Here is a 17,221-nt window from a genome sequence, read left to right on the forward strand (position 1 = left end):
GCGATTTCCGCGGGCCAGACGCACATCTGTTTTATCTTTATGACTGCAGGGGTGTTAACGCCGGGCCAGCAGCACGCCGAGCACGATGCCGACGGCGGCACCGATCCCTACGCCCTGCCAAGGTTTGTCACGCACATAGCTGTCGGCTTGATCGACCGCGTCGCGCGCATGCTGTGTCAGACTGGTGGAGCCGTTGAATCGCGCTCGCGCGTCGCGCAGCACGCCTTTCGCCTTGCTGTGCAGCTCTTTCAGTTCCTCTTTGGTCTTGTCACCGGACTCGCGCAACACTTCATCCAGCGTATCGGCCAACAGAGTCACATCCTGATCGATATCGCGTTCTGTTCTTTCCGCTTTCTTAAACATTCAGCTCTCCATTTCGACACATGTCTTTTAAGTGTAGACCATGCCGAGATTTGTGTGGCCGATCACGGAAAAAAACCGCCGTCACGCAGGTGTTTGCCGGCACCTGGGCTTTGTACATTTGGTTACTCGGCGAAACCAATCACTCACGGAAACGGCCGTTTGATTCCACTAGTATCTGTTTCAACGGCTCCACCGGAGCTTACCGAAACAACACTCTGAGGATTTAAAGATGAAAAAAGTATTAGCGCTGATCGTTGCTGCCACTATGGGTCTGTCTTCTGTTGCTTTCGCTGCTGATACTGCAGCTACTGCTCCGGCTACCACCACCGCGCCAGCTGCGACCACCACTACCGCTGCGCCAGCGGCTGCTGCTGAAAAAGCGCCAGCTAAAGCAACGCACCACAAGAAAGCCAAGCACCACAAAAAAGCGCCAGCCCAGAAAGCTCAGGCCGCTAAAAAGCACCACAAAAAAGCGCCAGCTCAGAAAGCCCAGGCTGCTAAAAAACACCACAAAAAAGCGCCAGTGCAGAAAGCTCAGGCCGCTAAAAAACACCACAAAAAAGCCGGTAAAAAAGCTTAATTAAGTGATGTTTGCGGAACCGACAAGGTTCCGCGCTCTACAGCCCGTATTCCAGACACCCGGTCTTTCCGGGTGTCTTCTTTTGAGGCTACTCACGATGATCCATCGCTATCTGTTTGAAGTCATTTTCAGCGCGGTAACCCTGTGCGGGGTGATCGTCGGTTGGGAACTGTTTCTGGCCGGCAGCTTCCTGTAATTATTGCGCCGCGGCGGTTTCGTGCAAATGCCGCCAGCCGAGCGCGTCGGGCAGGCGTTCAAACACCACCGTGGAGTAGCGCAGCGTGGCGCTTTGCCCCGGCAGACTCTGTTTTTCCCGGTAGCTGACTACCGCGCCCGTCGGCCATTCGGCCACCAGCTTCATCTCTTCTATCTCGATTTCCAGTCCCGGTTTGGCGGCGCGATGCGAGCGGAAAAAAGCGCACAGCGCGGTGAAATCCAGCGGGGCGCCGTTCAGCGCGATCATGCTGAAATCCGGCGTAAAGCGCGCCAGCAGCGCTTGCTCCTCTCCGGCGCCTTTGCCCAGCCAGCGTTCAATGGCGATGTGGGCGTCGATCACTTCGGTAAAATACGGGTTCATAAAGCATCCTGTTGAGCGTTGAGTTGGCGCACGATGGCGCGGTTGGCAAGGCGCAGACACAGCAACAGCGGGATAAGTGCGCTGGCGCCCGCCAGAATGAAGCAGGTTCGGTAAGCCGCCGCGGGCGGCAACACGGCCAGCAGCAGATTCAGCAGCAGGCTGAGCAGCGCCACGCCAAGGCAAAAACTGAGCTGGCGGTTGATATTCCACAGTGCGCTGGCGTCCGCCAATTGGCCGTCGGGGATCTGCAGAAACGCGCTGCTCTGCGCGGTGCTGCTACACAGGCTGCCGCCGAACCCCATCAGGGCGAAGGCGGCGATCTGCAACGCGTGCTGCCCGACCTGATCGATCTGCGCCAGTGTCAGCATGCCGGCGCCTTGCAACAGGCAGCCGGCGATCAGTAGCGGCCGTGGGCCGAGGCGATTAAAGCTTTTGCCGGTCAACGTGATGGCCAGGAACGACGCCAGCGCCCAGGGCAGCATCAGGCCGCCGACCTGCGCGGCGGGCATCCCCAACTGGTTTTGCAAATACAGCATCGCCACCAGGCTGACGCCGATGAACAGGCCGGGAATGCACAAATAAATCGCCATGGCGTTGCGCAGCAGCGGATCGCCGACCAGCCGCAGGTTCAGCAGCGGCTGCGGGGTGCGCAGGCTATGGCGCAGATAATAGACCAGCACCAGCAGGCCGGCGGCCAGCAGCGCCGCGCCGGAAACCTGATGACCGGCTTCGCTCAGCCGGGTCAGGCCGAGCAGCAGCAGCGTCAGCGCCGCGCAGGCGCTCAGTAATCCTGTCGCGTCGAGCGGTTTGCGCGCCGCCGTCGGCGCTTCCGCACGCAGCCACAACGCCGCCAGCGCCAGGGCCAGGGCCGCCAGCGGCAGGTTGGCGAAAAACACCCAGCGCCAGTCCAACCGATCGACGAGCCAGCCGCCCAGCGCCGGTGACAGCGCCGGCGCCAGCAGCCCCACCAACATGATGGCGGCCGACAGCCCGGCGCGTTCATGGCTGCGGTACAGCTGATAGGTCAGGGTCTGGCCGATGGGGATCAGCAAACCGCCGCCCATGCCTTGCAGGGTGCGCCAGCCGATCAGCGCGCCGATGCTGTCGGCGTTGCCCGCGCCGAGGGTGGCCAGCATGAACAGCGCCAGCGAGAGCAGGAACACCCGCCGCCCGCCGATGCGCTGCGCCAGCCAGGCGCTGAGCGGGATCACCAGCGTCAGGCCGAGAATATAGCCGTTGCTGATCCACGCCAGCTGGCTGACCGATGCCCCCATCGCCTGGCCGATGGCGGGGTAGGCGACGTTGGCGATAAACATATTGCTCAGATCGACGAAAAAGCCGAGCAGATAGACGATTGCCACTTTGCTGCGATAAGACATGGTGCCTCCGGTTGAAGGCGAGCAGTGTATCGGGGGGAAAAGTGCGGATAAATCGGCGGCGGGCGATTACACTGTCAAAATTATTTTGACAATAAGGGCGATGAAATGCTGAATTTGCAGCGTCTGGCGATCTTCGCGGCGGTGGTGGAAGCGGGCAGCTTTACCGCGGCGGCGGCGGCGCTGGGGCAAACCAAGGCGGTGGTGAGCTTTAACGTCAAGCAGCTGGAGAATGAGCTGGGGGTGTCACTGCTGGCGCGCAGCACCCGCCGGTTGTCGCTGACCGATGCCGGCGAACGCTTCTACCAGCGCAGCCTGCAGCTGTTGCAGGAGGCCGAGAACGTGCTCGACGACGTGCGACGCGATCATCACGGGCTGAGCGGCGTGCTGCGTATCACCAGCACGCCTGAGTATGGCGCGCAGGTGGTGGTGCCGGCGCTGGCGGCGTTTTCGCGGCAGCATCCGCGGCTGCGCATCCAGCATGTGTCTTCCTCTTATCATGCCGATCTGATTTCTGAGCGCTTCGACGTGGCGATCCGCCTGGGCCAGCTGGCGGATTCCAGCCACCGCGCGGCGCTGATCGACAGCTTCGCCATCTTTCCGGTGGCGGCGCCGAATTATCTGGCCGAGCGGCCGATTCATTCGCTGACGGATCTGGCGCAGGCGCAGTGGATCGCCCACAGCCGGCTCAGTTCGCCCCTCAGCTGGCAGGTGGTCACGCCGCAGCGCGAAGCGGTGCTGTTCAAGGTCGCGGATGCCGCGACGCTCACCGGCGACAGCGCCGCCGCATTGCTGGCGTTCGCCCTGCATGGCGCCGGGGTGGCACTGCTGCCGGCGTGGCTGGCGCAACCCGACATCGACGCCGGCAGGCTGCAACGGTTGCTGCCGGATCACCGTTTCCCCGAGCAGAGCATCTATGCGCTCTACCCGAACACCCGCCACGTGCCGGAGAAGGTGCGGGCGTTTATCGATTTTCTGCGTGCACGGGTGGCGGCAAACCGTTAGCGAAATAATAATTCGTTATCACTCTCTCATTTATCATCAAATCTCGTCGGGGTATGCTGGAGGGCTTCGTCTACCTCGTCCGATGCGAGCCGCCTTCGATGACCGCAGAAAATAGCCTCCAACTGAACCGACGTATTTTGTCCGTGGTGATGTTCACCTTCGTCTGCTACCTGACCATCGGCCTGCCGCTGGCGGTGTTGCCGGGGTTTGTGCATGACCACCTGGGCTACAACTCGGTGCTGGCGGGCCTTATCATCAGCGCGCAGTACTTCGCCACGCTGTTCAGCCGCCCGCATGCCGGGCGTTACGCCGATCAGCTGGGGCCGAAGAAGGTGGTGCTGTTCGGCCTGGCGTGCTGCGGCGCCAGCGGCCTGTTTTACGCGCTGGCATTCGGCGTCGACGGTTGGCCGTGGTTCAGCCTGCTGCTGCTGTGCGTGGGGCGGGTGTTTCTCGGCGTCGGCGAAAGCTTCGCCAGCACCGGTTCCACGCTGTGGGGCATCGGCCGGGTTGGGGCGATGCATACCGCGCGGGTGATCTCCTGGAACGGCGTCGCCACCTACGGCGCGATGGCGGCCGGCGCGCCGCTCGGCGTGTATCTGAATCAGCAATGGGGCTTGGCCGGGGTGGCGGCGCTGATCGTGCTGGCGGTCGCGGTGGCGCTGCTGTTGGCGAGCGGTAAGCCGGACGTCTCGATCGCCGCCGGGCAACGCATCGCCTTTCGCGCGGTGTTCGGCCGCATTTGGGCCTATGGTCTCGGGCTGGCGATGGGCACCGTCGGCTTCGGCGTGATCGCCACGTTCATCACCCTTTACTACGCCGACAAAGGCTGGAGCGGCGCGGCGTTTTCGCTGACGCTGTTCAGCTGCGCCTTCGTCGGCATTCGCCTGATCTTCAGCAATGTCATCAACCGCCACGGCGGGTTGAAGGTGACGCTGGCGTCGTTTCTGGTCGAGATCGTCGGGCTGCTGTTGATCTGGCTGGCCGGTGAGCCCTGGATGGTGCAAACCGGCGCGTTGCTGGCCGGCGCCGGTTTCTCGCTGGTGTTCCCGGCGTTGGGCGTTGAGGCGGTGAAACAGGTGCCGCCGCAGAATCAGGGCACGGCGCTCGGCACCTATTCGGCGTTCCTCGACCTGGCGTTGGGCATCACCGGCCCGCTGGCCGGGCTGTTGATTGGGCAAGCGGGCGTGCCGTCGATCTATCTGGCGGCGGCGCTGCTGGTGGCGTTCGGCGTGCTGCTCACTCTGCGCCTGTTGCAGCGCAGCCGGGTCTGATTCAGGAATAGTCCGAAACCCGGATTCCTCCCCAGAAAATCATTGTTTCGGTGAATGATTACGGTAAGGTCGCTCAGCGGTCCAGAATGAGAGGAGGAATCGATGTATTTACGGCCGGATGAAGTGGCTAAAGTGTTGGAGAATACCGGCTTTGAGCGTGATTATGTCACCGATCAGGCCTATGGTTACCGCAAGGGCGCACACTACGTGTATGTGAATCGCGAAGCGCGGATGGGCAGAACCGCGTTGGTGATCCACCCGGCGTTGAAAGAGAGAAGCGTGCATTTCGCCACGCCGACCTCGCCGGTGCGCACCAGCGAGCAATATCTGGAATTTCCCCTGGATTTAAGCAGCGACGCGCCGAATCAGCGTTACGGCATCGCACACGGCTTCAGCTCGCGCGAAGCGCTGTCGCGTTACCTCTACAGCATGTTCCTGTAAACGGTCCCCCGCCAGGGGGACGCTATCAGCCGTGGGCCAACGCTTCGCGGTTGAAACGCTCGTTGTAGGCGCGGCGGAACTGCGCCAGTTCAAACGCATCGATATCCAACTCGGCGAAGTAAAACAGCGCCGCTTCGGTGTGCTCGGCGTGCAGCTCCGGCGACAGCCCGGCGCGCAGCAGCACGTCGCGCCAATGGCCAATCTGCTCGTCGTCCGCCTGTTTGATGAACGTCAGGTAGATGAACAGCAGGTAAGCGGCCTGGTGCATCTCTTCGGTATAGCCGTTGTTCAGCATGCGGATAAAGGTCTGGCTTTGGCGGCCGCCCATTTCCTGGATCATCGATTCGATCAGCATCGGTTTGACCCTCAGCAGATGGGCCAGCGAATCGATGGCTTTACGGGTATCGGACGTCAAAATGCGGTAACCGATGATGAATACGACGATCAGGGCGGCGAGGATGATCCAGGTCATTTAGGCTTTATTACACTCTCAATACGCCAGAAGAGGGGCGGGAGGCGCTGTGCGACAGCGCCCGCTATCAATGCTGTTCGCCGCTGAAATTACCGACCGCGCTCTGTTGGCGCAGGTGGTGATTGAAGGTGGCCGCGTCTTTGGCCAGCGCGTCCAGATGGGCGCCGAGCATTTTGATCTGCTTCACCAGCGCATGCTGTTCCGGCACCGAACTGGCGGTGCTCAGCTTGCGCACCAGTTGTTCATTCTGCGCCCGCAGCGCGGCTTCGCGCTGTTTGGCTTCTTCCAGCAGTTGCTGCAGCGCCTGGTAGCTTTGCTGCCATTCGCGGTGTTGCCGTTCGAAGCTGCTCTGCAACTCATTCATCGCATTTTGAAACTGGATTTCCAGCTCGCGCATTGTCATGGGCTCGATCCTTTGCGGCACTCAATGATGGCTTAGCAGTATAGCGAAAACTGCTCGCAAGCTCACCCGTTGACGACAATTGAGACAAATGCCGCTGACAATTCCCGGCTTGCAACCGCGCCAAGGCGTCTTACAATCGTCCCCATCCCCGGCCGTAAAGGCTGCCGTTCAAGAGAGGTGGAAGATGAGCGAGCAGGAAAAAGACTTTTTTGAACAGGCGATGGCGGACGTGGTGCCGCTGGCGAGCGGGCGGCAGACGCTGTACCTCAAGCCGCAGGAGACGGTGGACAAAAGCGCGCGGCGCGAAGCGCAGCGGCTACGGCAGGAAAACTTCCTCAGCACCGATTTCCTCGAGGTGATCCCCTGCGATCGGCCGCTGGAGTTCAAAGGGGAAGGCATTCAACAGGGCGTGCTGGACAAGCTGCGCCACGGGCGTTACCCGCCGCAGGCGTCGCTGAACCTGCTGCGTCAGCCGGTTGAAGCCAGCCGGCAGGCGCTGTTCCGCTTCATTATGCAGGCGGAGGCACAAAATCTGCGTTCGCTGCTGATCGTGCACGGCCGCGGGCGGCAGAACGAAAGCCATCCGAATATCGTGCGCAGTTACGTCGCCAAATGGCTGGCACAGTTTGAACAGGTGCAGGCGTTTTGCCGCGCCTTACCGCGCGACGGCGGCGAGGGCGCCTGCTATGTCACGCTGCGTAAATCAGCGCAGGCCAAGGCGGAAAACTTTGAGCGCCACGCCAAGCGCAGCCGGTGAAAGGATCATCGAAATAAAATGGCCGGCGCATATTGCCGGCCATCGATGAATTATTTATTAAATATTTTATAGTCCAGCGAATAACGGCCGGCGCCGGTCACCGCCAGCAACAGCAAACCGCCAATGATGCTGATGTTTTTAAAGAAGTTGATTTCGTTGCCCATCATTTCCATGCCGGTCATTTTCCAGAACGGATGGCCGATAAACGCGGTGCCCAACACATACAGGGCGAAAATGACCGCGATAGGGCGAGTAAACAGGCCGAGAATAAGCGCGATGCCGAAAATAAACTCCACCACCACGGCGACAATCGCCGCCAAATAAGGCATCGGTGTGCCATAGCCTTCCATCGCCGTGACGGTCGCACCGAAGTTGACCAGTTTCATCCAGCCGAAAATGATAAACAGAACCATCAGTAGAATGCGGGACAGCAGAATTACGCCGTCTTTTGAGCTATCACCCATTTCGAACTCCTTAGCCACTGTCGGAATTATGTTGTCTTGCTGATTAAAGATTAGAACAATTTACGGTTTTTTCTAGCTGCGGCGGGCGGTTGCGCCACTTTTTTCAGCGGAAGAGAGGCGTGGTGAAGCCGGCGGCATTGCCTATACTTGAGCCTGGAGCAAAAACAATAAAACGGGCAATGTGAGGCCATGATGGATGAGGAATTGACCGCCGCCGGTTACCGCCGTTATTCCGGCGACAAGATTGACGTTTATTTTAACAGCGCGATATGCCGCCATTCCGCCAACTGCGTGCGTGGCAACGCGGCTATTTTTACCCTGAACCGCAGGCCGTGGATTATGCCGGACAATGCCGACGCGGCCGAAGTGAAATGCGTTATCGATACTTGCCCCAGCGGCGCACTGAAATATAGGGAGAAATAATATGGATCATAAAATACTGGCGGACGAGAAGCGTTTTTATATCAATGACGAGCACGGCAAGTTGATCGCCGAGATCTCTTTCGTGCCGAGCGGCGACAAGCTGACCATTATCGATCACACCTGGGTGGATGAGTCATTGAAGGGGCAGGGCGTCGGCAAAAAGCTGGTGGCGCTGGTGGTGGAGAAAATGCGCGCGGAGCAGCGCAAAATCATTCCGCTGTGCCCGTTCGCCAAGCATGAGTTCGATACCACCCCAGCCTATCAGGACATTCGCGCCTGAGGCGATAACGGGGCGCGGCGCGCCCCGGTCATTCAGCAGACGCCGAAATCGCCGTCTTCGTGGTACAGCGCCACCTCGTTGGCCTGCACTTCCGTGCGCTGCTCTTTACCCAGTTCATTCCAGCTGCAAACCAGGGTTTCGCCGTCGATCGCCACCACGGTCATCTTCGGGCCGCCGGTGGTGCGTTGTACAAAATCACCGATATTGAATGCCATGCGTTCCTCCACAACAGATTAAACCTCATCTATTGATAACACAGAATGGCGCCGCCGTTGGCAGGTGTTTCGTTATGTATTAAATTATACAGCGATTATTACCAGAGAGAGCAAACTAACATGCCGGGATTATTGATGTTTTATGTGGGCGGTACGGCGCCGGGCGCCAATATTGAGTTGCACGACGTGCAGTTCGCGGCGGCGGATCGGCCGGAAGAAGCGTATCCGCTGCTGCGTGAAAAGTGGTTCGGCGATAAGCGCAAGGTGCATGTCGACGGCTATGCGCGCATCGACTGGGCGGACGGTTACGACGTGAGTCTGGAGCCTGCGCCGTTTGCCGGTGAAGAGAGGCTGTTTTTCGTCAACGTGGGCGGCTACCGCAGCGATGAGCTGGCGGAACTGCACCAGTTCGGCCTGTTCGTGGCGCGCTCCGCCGACGAGGCGAAAGACAAAGCCAAACGGGCGCTGCTGACGGACAGCGCGCAGCAGCACAAAGATGATCTGGCTGAGGTGGACGACTGCCTGCTGCTGCAGGCGTTGCAGGGCTACCACGTTCATCTGCGCGCCAACCCGCACGGCGAACCGGCCCGGCCGCTGTGGCAGGGGTATCTGCCGATCGGCGAACCCGCGTTATAACGCCGCTTCGAACACCTGTGGCAGGTTGAGAGCGAGGCGTTTCCAATCCAGATGCATGATATTCATTGCCTGTTGATGAAAATGCCGTTCATGCAGCATGAGAGGCGCTGTATGCTGGCAAGCACAGCCATCAACTCACACAGGACTTGCCATGACCATTGAGATTTACCCGGCGCAAAAAAGCGACGCCAAACTGATTCTGGATATGATTATCGAGCTGGCGGTGTACGAAAAGGCGCGCGAGCAGGTGCGGGCCAGCGTGGAGGACATCGAACGCAGCCTGTTTGGGCCGGGCGCCTGTTCCGAAGCGCTGATTTGCACGGTAAACGGCGAGCCGGCGGGTTATGCGGTGTTCTTTATGAGTTACTCCACCTGGCTGGGTAAAAACGGCATCTATCTGGAAGACCTGTACGTGGCGCCGAAGCATCGCGGCGCGGGCGCCGGTAAAACGCTGCTGCGGCACATCGCCCAACTGGCGTGCGAGCGGCAGTGCGGCCGCCTGGAGTGGAGCGTGCTGGACTGGAATCAGCCGGCTATCGATTTCTACCTTAGCATCGGCGCGCAGCCGCAGGGCGAGTGGGTGCGTTATCGCATGGAGGGCGAGGCGCTGACGCACTTCGCGGCGCACGGGGCGGCGCTGCCGGTACAATAGCCGTTGGGGGGAGGCGGCCTCCCCAACTGTGGTGGTGTGAACGGTTTACTGCGGATAAATCAGGCGGGTTTGCGGGCGGCGAGAATGAAGATCATCGGGCGTTCCTGCTCTTCGTCCAGCGCCGGGGTAGCGGCGATTTGCTGCGCGCTGGGGCCCCATTCGTTCAAATGCTGGATGATAAACCCTTGCTGCGCCAGCGGGTTGATATAGCTGCCGAGCGTGCGGTGCTGCTTGATGACGCCTTCCGCCAGCCAGTTGGAGACGCGCCGGCCTTCCCGTTGGTAGCCGTTGACCGGCCAGGATTTCTGCCCGTTGCCGTCGGTCAGCCAGCCCTGCTGCGCCGGGGCGGTGTAGATCGGGTGCTCGGCGGTGAAGATGAACTGCCCGCCTGGCTTCAGCGTGGCGTAAACCGTGGCGAACAGCGCGGCCAGATCCTCGAGGTAGTGCAGCGTCAGCGAGCTGTAGACCAGATCGTAACGCTTTACTGGCAGCTGCAGCTGCGCCAAATCTTGCCGACGGTACTCGATACCCGCGTCGGCGGTCATCTCCCGCGCCTTGGCCAGCATTTTTTCCGAAACGTCCAGCCCCAGCACGCTGGCTGCGCCCTGTTCGCGCGCGCTGCGGCAGAACCAGCCGTAGCCGCAGCCGAGATCGACCACGCTTTTGCCCTGTAAATCCGGCAGGATGCGGCGGATGGCGGGCCATTCCGGCGCGCCGTCCAGGCCGTGCTGCGAGCGGCTGAGCTGCGCATAGCCGTCGAAGAAGGCCTGATTGTCATAGATATTTTGCGTCATGATGACTCCTTGGGGTGAATGACGGCGGCGGAATGCCGCTGCCATACCGTGCATATTGCTGCATAATTCTACGCTGACAACATGAATAACGGGAATGACGATGGACATGATTTCGGTGCGGCAAGCGCCCGAGCTGGCGCCGCGCGCCATTGCGTATTTTCAGCGGCACTGGGCCACGGCAGAGACGCTGATGATGTATGAAGACGCCATCAACCGCAGCCTCGGCGCCGCCAACCCGCTGCCGCAGTGGTACCTGCTGATGGAAAATGACCGGATCCTCGGCTGTGCGGGGCTGATTACCAACGACTTTATCAGCCGTGGGGAATTGTATCCCTGGCTGTGTGCGCTCTACGTAGAAGAGACGCAGCGCGGCCGGGGCTACGGTGCCAAACTGATTGAGCATGTGGCGAAGGAAACCCGCCGGCTGGGCTTCCCGCAGCTGCACCTGTGCACCGATCTGGAAGGGTACTACGAACGCAGCGGCTTCGTTTATAACGGGCTTGGGTATCACCCCTGGGGCGAAGCCTCGCGGGTTTACACGCGGGTGCTGTGATCGCCCTCGCCGGGGGCGCGTAAGACAAACCTGACTTTTCTTTTCGTTCACCTCATCGCGCATCGCGGGTTACACTGGCCGCTTGTTCGCCACCGATCGGGTTAATTCGCCGCCGCGATGAGAGTGCCACGCCAGCTACAACAACGCTTTACCGCCTGCATCGCCATTATGGCGGTGCTGTTGCTGTTTGTGGCGCCGGTGGTGTCGAAATCGCTGACGCACCACCCGATGATGGGCGGCATGACGCAGTCGGCAGCCGCCATGCCGCACGACATGCACGCGATGGCGATGCCCGCCGCCGGACATGCCGGCCACCACGGCCTGGATCCGGCGGAGATGATTTTCTGCGGCTATTGCGAGCTGCTGATCCACGTGCCGCTGCTGCTGTGGGCATTCGTCCCGCTGCTGTGGCTGATGGCGCGTATCGCGCGCCTGCCTTGCGCGCCGCGCATCGTTTCTCCGCCCCTTCGGCGCCTTACTCTGCGGCCGAGCCCGCGCGGGCCGCCCGGCCAACCGTTTTTCCCTATTGCTTGATCATGGGTAACGCCGTCCGTATCGCTGCGGACGGTTTGCCTGCGCGCACAGTTTGAAAAACGAGAAAAGCCATGTCTTCAATAACCAAAACTCCACCTGCCGCATCGCCGCGTGGCGCGATGCTGAACCTGATCAGACGGCTGCATTTCTATATCGGCCTGCTGGTCGCTCCTTTTATTCTGGTCGCTGCACTGACCGGCACGCTGTATGTGTTGACGCCGCAACTTGAAGAGGCGCTGTATCGCGATGCGCTTTTCACCGAGCCGCACGGGCAGGCGAGATCGCTGGCTGACCAGATCGCCGCTGCCCGCCGTGCGGCGGGTGACGAGGCGCGCATTTACGCCGTGCGTCCGGCACCCGGCGCAATGGACACCACTCGCGTACAGTTCGCGAGTGCCGATCTGGGCGCTTCCGAGTCACGTGCGCTGTTTGTCGATCCCTATACCCTGGCGATCAAGGGCGATATGACGGTGTACGGCACCTCCGGCGTGTTGCCGCTGCGCACCTGGCTGGACAAGCTGCACAGCAGCCTGCTGCTTGGCGATCTGGGCCGCAACTACAGCGAGCTGGCGGCCTCCTGGCTGTGGGTGGCCGCGCTGGGCGGCGTGGCGCTGTGGTTGGCGACGCGGCCGAAGCGCAAGCTGAAAAGGGTGAAAGGGGGCTTCGCCGCTAACCGCCATTGGCATATCACGCTGGGTGTGGCGCTGCTGGCCGGGCTGCTGTTCTTCTCGGCCACCGGGCTGACCTGGTCGCAGTGGGCCGGCGGCAACATCGACGCGCTGCGGGCCAACCTGGGCTGGCTGACGCCGCAGGTCAACACCAGTCTGCAGGCCGATGCGCCGCAGACGCCGGCCGATCCGCACGCCGAGCACCGCGGGATGATGCCGGGCATGAAGATGGGCCCTGCCGCGCAAAGCAATGCGCTGAACGGCGATTGGGATCGGGCGCTGCATGCCGCGCGCGCCGCCGGAATAGACGCCGCTAAGGTCGAGCTGCGCCAGCCGAAAGGCGAGGGCAAAGCCTGGACGGTGACCGAAGTGGATCGCAGCTGGCCGACGCAGGTGGACGCGGTTGCCATCGCGCCGCAAAGCTTCGCCGTCATCGATCAGGTGCGGTTCGACACCTTCCCGTTCATCGCCAAGCTGACCCGCTGGGGCATCGACGCCCACATGGGCATTCTGTTCGGCTTGCCGAATCAGCTGCTGCTGGCGGCGTTTGGCCTCGGGCTGTGCTTGACGATCGTGCTGGGTTACCGCATGTGGTGGATGCGCCGCCCGGCGGCGGGGGCGCAGCATCCGGTGCAGACGCTGGTTGCCGCCTGGCTGGCGCTTTCCCTGCCTGCCCGCGCCGTCACGCTGCTGGTAGCAGCGGTGCTGGGTTATTGCCTGCCGGTAATGGGCGTGAGCCTCGTGGCGTTGCTGCTGGTGGACGTGTGGCGCTGGCGCGGCCAACGGCAAAGCCACCGGGACGAAACGCCGGAAGCGACCGCCCGCCGCGCCGAGGTGCGCAAGTTCCGCGCGGCGGTGGCGACCGTGGCGGTGGCGGTCGGCTGCGTGATGGGCCGGGCGATCCTCGGCGGCACCGTCGAACAGTTTCAGCTGCCGATCGGTGACTGGAGCGCCCAGATGGTGATCATGCAGAGCCTGATGGTGCTGCTGTATACGCTGGTGTTCACCCTGCTGCTTTCCATTCCGCTGTGGTATTTCTTCCTGGGGGAGAAAGAGGGGCGGTGAGGTATTTTTCGCTGACGTGAAGCGTTCAACCCCGCTGCGGCGGGGTTTTTCCTGGCTATATCAGCCGGTGCGCGTGCAGTTTGACGCTTTCCATGATGCTGTCCATCGTCACCTGCACGCGGTGCGGCAACACGCCGCGCCGGCGGTAGATCAGGTAGGCCTGCATATCGATGCCGCGCTCGCGCGCCAGGCAGGGCAGCAGCGTGCCGGCATCGAGCTCGGCGGCGACGGAATAATACGGGGCGTAGACGATGCCCAGGCCCTGTTTGGCCAGCTCGATCGCCGGCAGAATGTTATCGCAGACGCTGGCGCCGTTGATCTCGACCTGCACCAACTCCCCCTGTGCACTGTAGCCGCTCCAGGTATTGCGGATGCCGCCCAGCATGCGCAAGGTGATGCAGCGATGCTGCGGCAGTTCATCCAGCGCTGCCAGCGGCGAGCGGGCGATGTAATCCGGTGCGGCGAACAGCCCGACGCGAAAACGGGTGAGCGGCCTGGCGATCAGGTTTTCGTTTTGCGGCTGGAAAAAGCTGATCAGCAAATCGCAGTCGCTGTCGAATACCGCACCGTGCTTTTTCTCACGTTCGTCGGGGTTGCGGGTTACCAGATCGATCGTCAATTCCGGCGCGGCATGCAGCAGCGGCGGCAGTAAATAACGGGCCAGGAAAGCGTGGATGCCGATCGGCGCGCCGAGCGTGACCATGCCGTTCAGGCTGCGTTTATAGGTGCCGGCCATATCGAGCAGATCGCTGTGTTCGTCCAGCAACTGCGAGGCGCGCCGCAAGAATTGTTCGCCGAACTCGGTCAGTGACAGAGTGCGCGGGCCGCGCAGGAACAGCTCCAGTCCGAGCCGCCGCTCCAGCGCGGTGAGGGCGCGCGACACGTTAGACTGCGGCATATCCAATAGCTGCGCCGCTTTGCTGACGCTCGCCGTTTCGGCAATGACGCGGACAATCCTGAGTTCTTCAATGCGGAAGTCTTTCTCTTTCACAGGCCGGCTCGTATGAGTTTTTATATCAAAAATGATATACACCTTTGGCGGCATTGTCATATGACTTATCACGGGTGGGTGGGTATCATTCGATTTGATTATTTGCTATCCACAAGAATAAAGAGAAATCCGTCAATGAAAGTGACAAGAGCGGTTATTTTACCCGCGCTGTTATTACTGGCCGCGTGCTCTTCCGCCGTGACCGAAAAAGAAAAATACTCGACCTTTCTGACCAATTATAACGATATCAATAAAGGTCAATCCGCGTCCGGTAAAGACGTTTTATATTGGAAGGATAAGAACGTCGATTTTTCCCGTTATCAATATCTGGTGTATCAACCGATGATCTATTTCCCGCGGCCGAAACCGAGCGAGATGGTGAGCCAGCGCGCGCTCGACAATATCCTGAATTACACCAACCAGCAGTTTAAGCAGGCGATGGGCACCCATTTTACGCTGGTGGACATGCCGCGCGAGCATACCCTGATTTTCCGCGGCGCCATCACGGCGATCGACACGCAGAAGAAAGGGCTGCAGGTCTATGAAGTCTTGCCAATCACGCTGCTGATCGCCGCGACGCAAAGCGTAACCGGGCACCGTACTATGGAGAGCGCGGTCTATATGGAAGGCGAGTTTATCGATGCCGCGACCAATCAGCCGGTCATTAAAGTGGTGCGTAAGGCTTCGGGAGAAAATCTTAATAATGAGAAAGCACAGCTGAAAGTCACCGACGTGAAGAACGCCATCGATACTATCGCCAACGACATTAGACAATATAACACGCTATAGAGATTATTTATTTTCATTATTCTCAACCAGGACTTTACATGTTTCTTAACTATTTTGCTTTAGGCGTACTGATCGCGGTATTCCTGATATTATTCTACGGCGTCATTATTATTCATGACATTCCCTATTTGCTGGCGAAAAAACGCCAGCACCCGCATCAGGATGCGATTCACGTCGCCGGCTGGGTCAGCCTGTTTACGCTGCACGCCATTTGGCCGCTGCTGTGGATCTGGGCGACGCTCTATCGGCCGGAACGCGGCTGGGGCATGAGTGAAAGGCCGGAACCCTCAACGGATCTGCAGGCGCGCATTGCGCTGCTCGAAGCGGAATTACAACGTCTGCAGGAAAAGCCGTCGGCGGTTCCCGGCTCCACGGTAAGTTGAGCGTAGCCTATGGATTTGCTCATTATTCTCAGCTACGTGGCGCTGAGCTACGGCGTATTTAAACTGTTCCGCATTCCGGTCAACAAATGGACCGTGCCGACTGCGGTGCTTGGCGGAATATTTATCGTCGGCGCGTTGATTCTGACGATGAACTACAACCATCCGTACAGCGATCGTGCGCAGAAAATTGCCGTGTCGGTGCCGATGGTGCCGCAGGTCTCGGGCATGATCGTTGAGGTGACGGAGAAAACCAACGTGCTGCTGCGCAAAGGCGAGGTGCTGTTCCGTCTCGACGACAGCCGCTACCGCGCGCGGCTCACCAAGCTGGAGGCGGATCTGGCCGGGGCAGAGGCGGAGATCAGAACGCGTCGGGCGGCACTCAGCGAGTCCGCCGCCAACGTGCAGCGGGCGAACGTGGAGTTTGAGCGCGCCCGTAAAGATTACCAGCGCTACGCGAAAGGGGCGGCGATGCCAGTCAACCCGTTCTCGGAGCAGGACGTCAGCCATGCGCAGCAGCAGTATCAGGCGCAATCCGCCGCGCTGCAGGCGGCGAAAGCCCAGTTCCAACAGGAACAGGCGCGGTTGTCCGGGCGCTATGACGGCGAAGACGCCACGATAGCCAGCCTGAAATCGCAAATAGCCGAAGCGCGTTACAACCTGGAACAAACGGTGGTGCGTGCGCCGAGCGATGGCTATGTCACGCAGGTGCTGGCGCGGCCGGGCACGGCGGCGGTTCGCCTGCCGTTCAAACCGGTGATGATCTTTATCCCGCAGCAAAAGCGCCAGGTGGTGGCAGTGTTCCGCCAGAACGCCATCCTGCGCTTGGCGCAGGGGGACCAGGCTGAAGTGGTGTTCAACGGCTTGCCGGGGCAGGTTTATGGCGGCACCGTGAGCCGGGTGTTGCCGGCGATACCGGACGGCAGCTACCAGGCCAGCGGCGCACTGCAGGGCCTGAGCGCCACGCCGGGCCGGGAAGGCGTGTACGTGATGATCGATCTGGCGGCCAACCCGGATCTGGATCATCTGCCCGACGGCGTGAGCGCCCAGGCGGCGGTCTATACCGGGCACTTCGAGCACGTCTCCGTGATGCGCAAAGTGCTGCTGCGCATGACCAGCTGGCTGCACTACCTCTATTTGGATCACTAGCCTGCATCGGCCCGGGGGAGCCCGGGCCAAGGGGTTTCCCCCTGAATGTGACAAAAACAAAAAAGCCCGCAACCGAAGTTGTGGGCTTTTTCGCTATTATCGCCGGGTCTATCTGGTTCACTGGCGACGTATTTGGTGGGCTGGCGTCCCTGTAACTAGATATCTATTTAATTGAATTTTCTAGATAACTGTTGTTTCTGACTTTACCTTTGGTTCTATAAAGGAACCATAAATCGTAACGGCATAATCCCCTGAAAATAGTCCGTTAGCAGACTGTATCAAAAAATAACAAACCTCTTGGTTCAACTTCCTGATGGCATCTGAACTCATTTCATTGGTCTTCCTTTAACATGTCGATTACGTTAGCTACATACATTAAGTCT

The 17,221-nt window shown here is 60.3% G+C and carries 24 protein-coding genes; 15 read left to right on the plus strand and 9 right to left on the minus strand.

From position 1 onward, the window contains the following. Nucleotides 1-54: 54 nt before the first annotated feature. Nucleotides 55-363, minus strand: a complete 309-nt coding sequence (locus tag ACSBQV_RS17835; RefSeq protein ID WP_004928950.1) for a DUF883 family protein — start codon at nucleotides 361-363, stop codon at nucleotides 55-57. Nucleotides 364-592: 229 nt separating this feature from the next. On the opposite strand from ACSBQV_RS17835, the gene asr reads away from it, so the two are divergent. Next, nucleotides 593-943: an acid resistance repetitive basic protein Asr gene (asr, locus tag ACSBQV_RS17840; RefSeq protein WP_004928953.1), complete on the plus strand. Its 351-nt coding sequence runs from the start codon at nucleotides 593-595 to the stop codon at nucleotides 941-943. Between the two features lie 196 nt (nucleotides 944-1,139). On the opposite strand, the gene ACSBQV_RS17845 is transcribed toward asr, so the two are convergent. Beyond that, nucleotides 1,140-1,520: a DUF4440 domain-containing protein gene (locus tag ACSBQV_RS17845; RefSeq protein WP_099784249.1), complete on the minus strand. Its 381-nt coding sequence runs from the start codon at nucleotides 1,518-1,520 to the stop codon at nucleotides 1,140-1,142. Further along, nucleotides 1,517-2,899: an MFS transporter gene (locus ACSBQV_RS17850; protein ID WP_099784251.1), complete on the minus strand. Its 1,383-nt coding sequence runs from the start codon at nucleotides 2,897-2,899 to the stop codon at nucleotides 1,517-1,519. Before ACSBQV_RS17850 ends, ACSBQV_RS17845 begins: the two co-directional genes overlap by 4 nt. Nucleotides 2,900-3,004: 105 nt before the next feature. Here ACSBQV_RS17850 and ACSBQV_RS17855 point away from each other — a divergent pair, with 105 nt between their 5' ends. From ACSBQV_RS17855 to ACSBQV_RS17865, 3 genes are all read left to right on the plus strand, one after another. Continuing rightward, entirely contained in the window at nucleotides 3,005-3,901 is an 897-nt protein-coding gene (locus ACSBQV_RS17855) for a LysR family transcriptional regulator (protein WP_099784253.1), read from the plus strand. Nucleotides 3,902-3,999: 98 nt separating this feature from the next. Then, complete coding sequence (locus ACSBQV_RS17860) at nucleotides 4,000-5,172, plus strand: MFS transporter (protein ID WP_099784255.1); 1,173 nt, start codon at nucleotides 4,000-4,002, stop codon at nucleotides 5,170-5,172. A 102-nt stretch (nucleotides 5,173-5,274) separates the two neighbouring features. After that, nucleotides 5,275-5,613 (plus strand): DUF2002 family protein, encoded by a 339-nt coding sequence (locus tag ACSBQV_RS17865; RefSeq protein ID WP_042785237.1) that lies wholly within the window; start codon nucleotides 5,275-5,277, stop codon nucleotides 5,611-5,613. A gap of 25 nt (nucleotides 5,614-5,638) precedes the next feature. Here the strand turns inward: ACSBQV_RS17865 and ACSBQV_RS17870 are convergent, their stop codons facing one another. After that, complete coding sequence (locus ACSBQV_RS17870; RefSeq protein ID WP_033644142.1) at nucleotides 5,639-6,085, minus strand: DUF1198 family protein; 447 nt, start codon at nucleotides 6,083-6,085, stop codon at nucleotides 5,639-5,641. Between the two features lie 67 nt (nucleotides 6,086-6,152). Next, the gene (locus ACSBQV_RS17875; RefSeq protein ID WP_099784257.1) at nucleotides 6,153-6,488 is read right to left on the minus strand and encodes an MbeD/MobD family mobilization/exclusion protein; all 336 of its coding nucleotides are present in this window, start codon (nucleotides 6,486-6,488) and stop codon (nucleotides 6,153-6,155) included. A gap of 184 nt (nucleotides 6,489-6,672) precedes the next feature. Between ACSBQV_RS17875 and smrA the strand changes: the two genes are divergently transcribed. Further along, a complete protein-coding gene (smrA, locus tag ACSBQV_RS17880) occupies nucleotides 6,673-7,245 on the plus strand; it encodes a DNA endonuclease SmrA (protein ID WP_099784259.1) in 573 nt (190 codons plus the stop codon). A gap of 50 nt (nucleotides 7,246-7,295) precedes the next feature. On the opposite strand, the gene ACSBQV_RS17885 is transcribed toward smrA, so the two are convergent. After that, nucleotides 7,296-7,709, minus strand: a complete 414-nt coding sequence (locus ACSBQV_RS17885) for a DoxX family protein (RefSeq protein WP_016929826.1) — start codon at nucleotides 7,707-7,709, stop codon at nucleotides 7,296-7,298. A gap of 192 nt (nucleotides 7,710-7,901) precedes the next feature. On the opposite strand from ACSBQV_RS17885, the gene ACSBQV_RS17890 reads away from it, so the two are divergent. Both ACSBQV_RS17890 and ACSBQV_RS17895 read left to right on the plus strand, forming a co-directional pair. After that, nucleotides 7,902-8,132 carry a (4Fe-4S)-binding protein gene (locus ACSBQV_RS17890; protein WP_099784271.1) on the plus strand — a complete coding sequence of 77 codons (231 nt, stop codon included), beginning with the start codon at nucleotides 7,902-7,904 and terminating at the stop codon, nucleotides 8,130-8,132. A gap of 1 nt (nucleotide 8,133) precedes the next feature. Further along, a complete protein-coding gene (locus tag ACSBQV_RS17895) occupies nucleotides 8,134-8,412 on the plus strand; it encodes a GNAT family N-acetyltransferase (RefSeq protein ID WP_033644139.1) in 279 nt (92 codons plus the stop codon). 32 nt (nucleotides 8,413-8,444) lie between these two features. On the opposite strand, the gene ACSBQV_RS17900 is transcribed toward ACSBQV_RS17895, so the two are convergent. Next, on the minus strand, nucleotides 8,445-8,627 hold the full coding sequence (locus ACSBQV_RS17900) for a YodC family protein (RefSeq protein ID WP_016929823.1): 183 nt from the start codon (nucleotides 8,625-8,627) through the stop codon (nucleotides 8,445-8,447). A 120-nt stretch (nucleotides 8,628-8,747) separates the two neighbouring features. Between ACSBQV_RS17900 and ACSBQV_RS17905 the strand changes: the two genes are divergently transcribed. Beyond that, nucleotides 8,748-9,263, plus strand: coding sequence for a DUF1543 domain-containing protein (locus ACSBQV_RS17905; RefSeq protein ID WP_099784261.1), 516 nt, complete (start codon nucleotides 8,748-8,750; stop codon nucleotides 9,261-9,263). Nucleotides 9,264-9,414: 151 nt separating this feature from the next. Beyond that, nucleotides 9,415-9,915 (plus strand): GNAT family N-acetyltransferase, encoded by a 501-nt coding sequence (locus tag ACSBQV_RS17910; RefSeq protein ID WP_033651602.1) that lies wholly within the window; start codon nucleotides 9,415-9,417, stop codon nucleotides 9,913-9,915. 59 nt (nucleotides 9,916-9,974) lie between these two features. On the opposite strand, the gene ACSBQV_RS17915 is transcribed toward ACSBQV_RS17910, so the two are convergent. Next, complete coding sequence (locus ACSBQV_RS17915) at nucleotides 9,975-10,709, minus strand: class I SAM-dependent methyltransferase (protein WP_099784263.1); 735 nt, start codon at nucleotides 10,707-10,709, stop codon at nucleotides 9,975-9,977. Nucleotides 10,710-10,809: 100 nt separating this feature from the next. Here ACSBQV_RS17915 and ACSBQV_RS17920 point away from each other — a divergent pair, with 100 nt between their 5' ends. The 3 genes from ACSBQV_RS17920 (at nucleotide 10,810) to ACSBQV_RS17930 (ending at nucleotide 13,529) form a co-directional block, all read left to right on the plus strand. Beyond that, nucleotides 10,810-11,262 carry a GNAT family N-acetyltransferase gene (locus tag ACSBQV_RS17920; protein WP_099784273.1) on the plus strand — a complete coding sequence of 151 codons (453 nt, stop codon included), beginning with the start codon at nucleotides 10,810-10,812 and terminating at the stop codon, nucleotides 11,260-11,262. Between the two features lie 117 nt (nucleotides 11,263-11,379). Next, on the plus strand, nucleotides 11,380-11,796 hold the full coding sequence (locus ACSBQV_RS17925) for a DUF2946 domain-containing protein (RefSeq protein ID WP_226886107.1): 417 nt from the start codon (nucleotides 11,380-11,382) through the stop codon (nucleotides 11,794-11,796). Nucleotides 11,797-11,867: 71 nt separating this feature from the next. Further along, the gene (locus ACSBQV_RS17930) at nucleotides 11,868-13,529 is read left to right on the plus strand and encodes a DUF2534 family protein (protein WP_193160480.1); all 1,662 of its coding nucleotides are present in this window, start codon (nucleotides 11,868-11,870) and stop codon (nucleotides 13,527-13,529) included. A 55-nt stretch (nucleotides 13,530-13,584) separates the two neighbouring features. Here the strand turns inward: ACSBQV_RS17930 and ACSBQV_RS17935 are convergent, their stop codons facing one another. Continuing rightward, complete coding sequence (locus ACSBQV_RS17935; RefSeq protein ID WP_099784275.1) at nucleotides 13,585-14,520, minus strand: LysR family transcriptional regulator; 936 nt, start codon at nucleotides 14,518-14,520, stop codon at nucleotides 13,585-13,587. A gap of 135 nt (nucleotides 14,521-14,655) precedes the next feature. On the opposite strand from ACSBQV_RS17935, the gene ACSBQV_RS17940 reads away from it, so the two are divergent. The 3 genes from ACSBQV_RS17940 to ACSBQV_RS17950 are packed head-to-tail and all read left to right on the plus strand — an operon-like array spanning nucleotide 14,656 to nucleotide 16,838. Next, nucleotides 14,656-15,309: a DUF3313 domain-containing protein gene (locus ACSBQV_RS17940; RefSeq protein WP_025303964.1), complete on the plus strand. Its 654-nt coding sequence runs from the start codon at nucleotides 14,656-14,658 to the stop codon at nucleotides 15,307-15,309. Between the two features lie 38 nt (nucleotides 15,310-15,347). Continuing rightward, nucleotides 15,348-15,692, plus strand: coding sequence for a DUF3302 domain-containing protein (locus ACSBQV_RS17945; RefSeq protein WP_099784269.1), 345 nt, complete (start codon nucleotides 15,348-15,350; stop codon nucleotides 15,690-15,692). Nucleotides 15,693-15,701: 9 nt separating this feature from the next. Continuing rightward, nucleotides 15,702-16,838, plus strand: coding sequence for an HlyD family secretion protein (locus ACSBQV_RS17950; RefSeq protein ID WP_033651593.1), 1,137 nt, complete (start codon nucleotides 15,702-15,704; stop codon nucleotides 16,836-16,838). The last annotated feature ends 383 nt before the right edge of the window (nucleotides 16,839-17,221 follow it).

The sequence above is a fragment of the Serratia sp. B501 genome (genome assembly GCF_051172315.1).
In the GTDB taxonomy this organism is placed as follows: domain Bacteria; phylum Pseudomonadota; class Gammaproteobacteria; order Enterobacterales; family Enterobacteriaceae; genus Serratia; species Serratia ureilytica.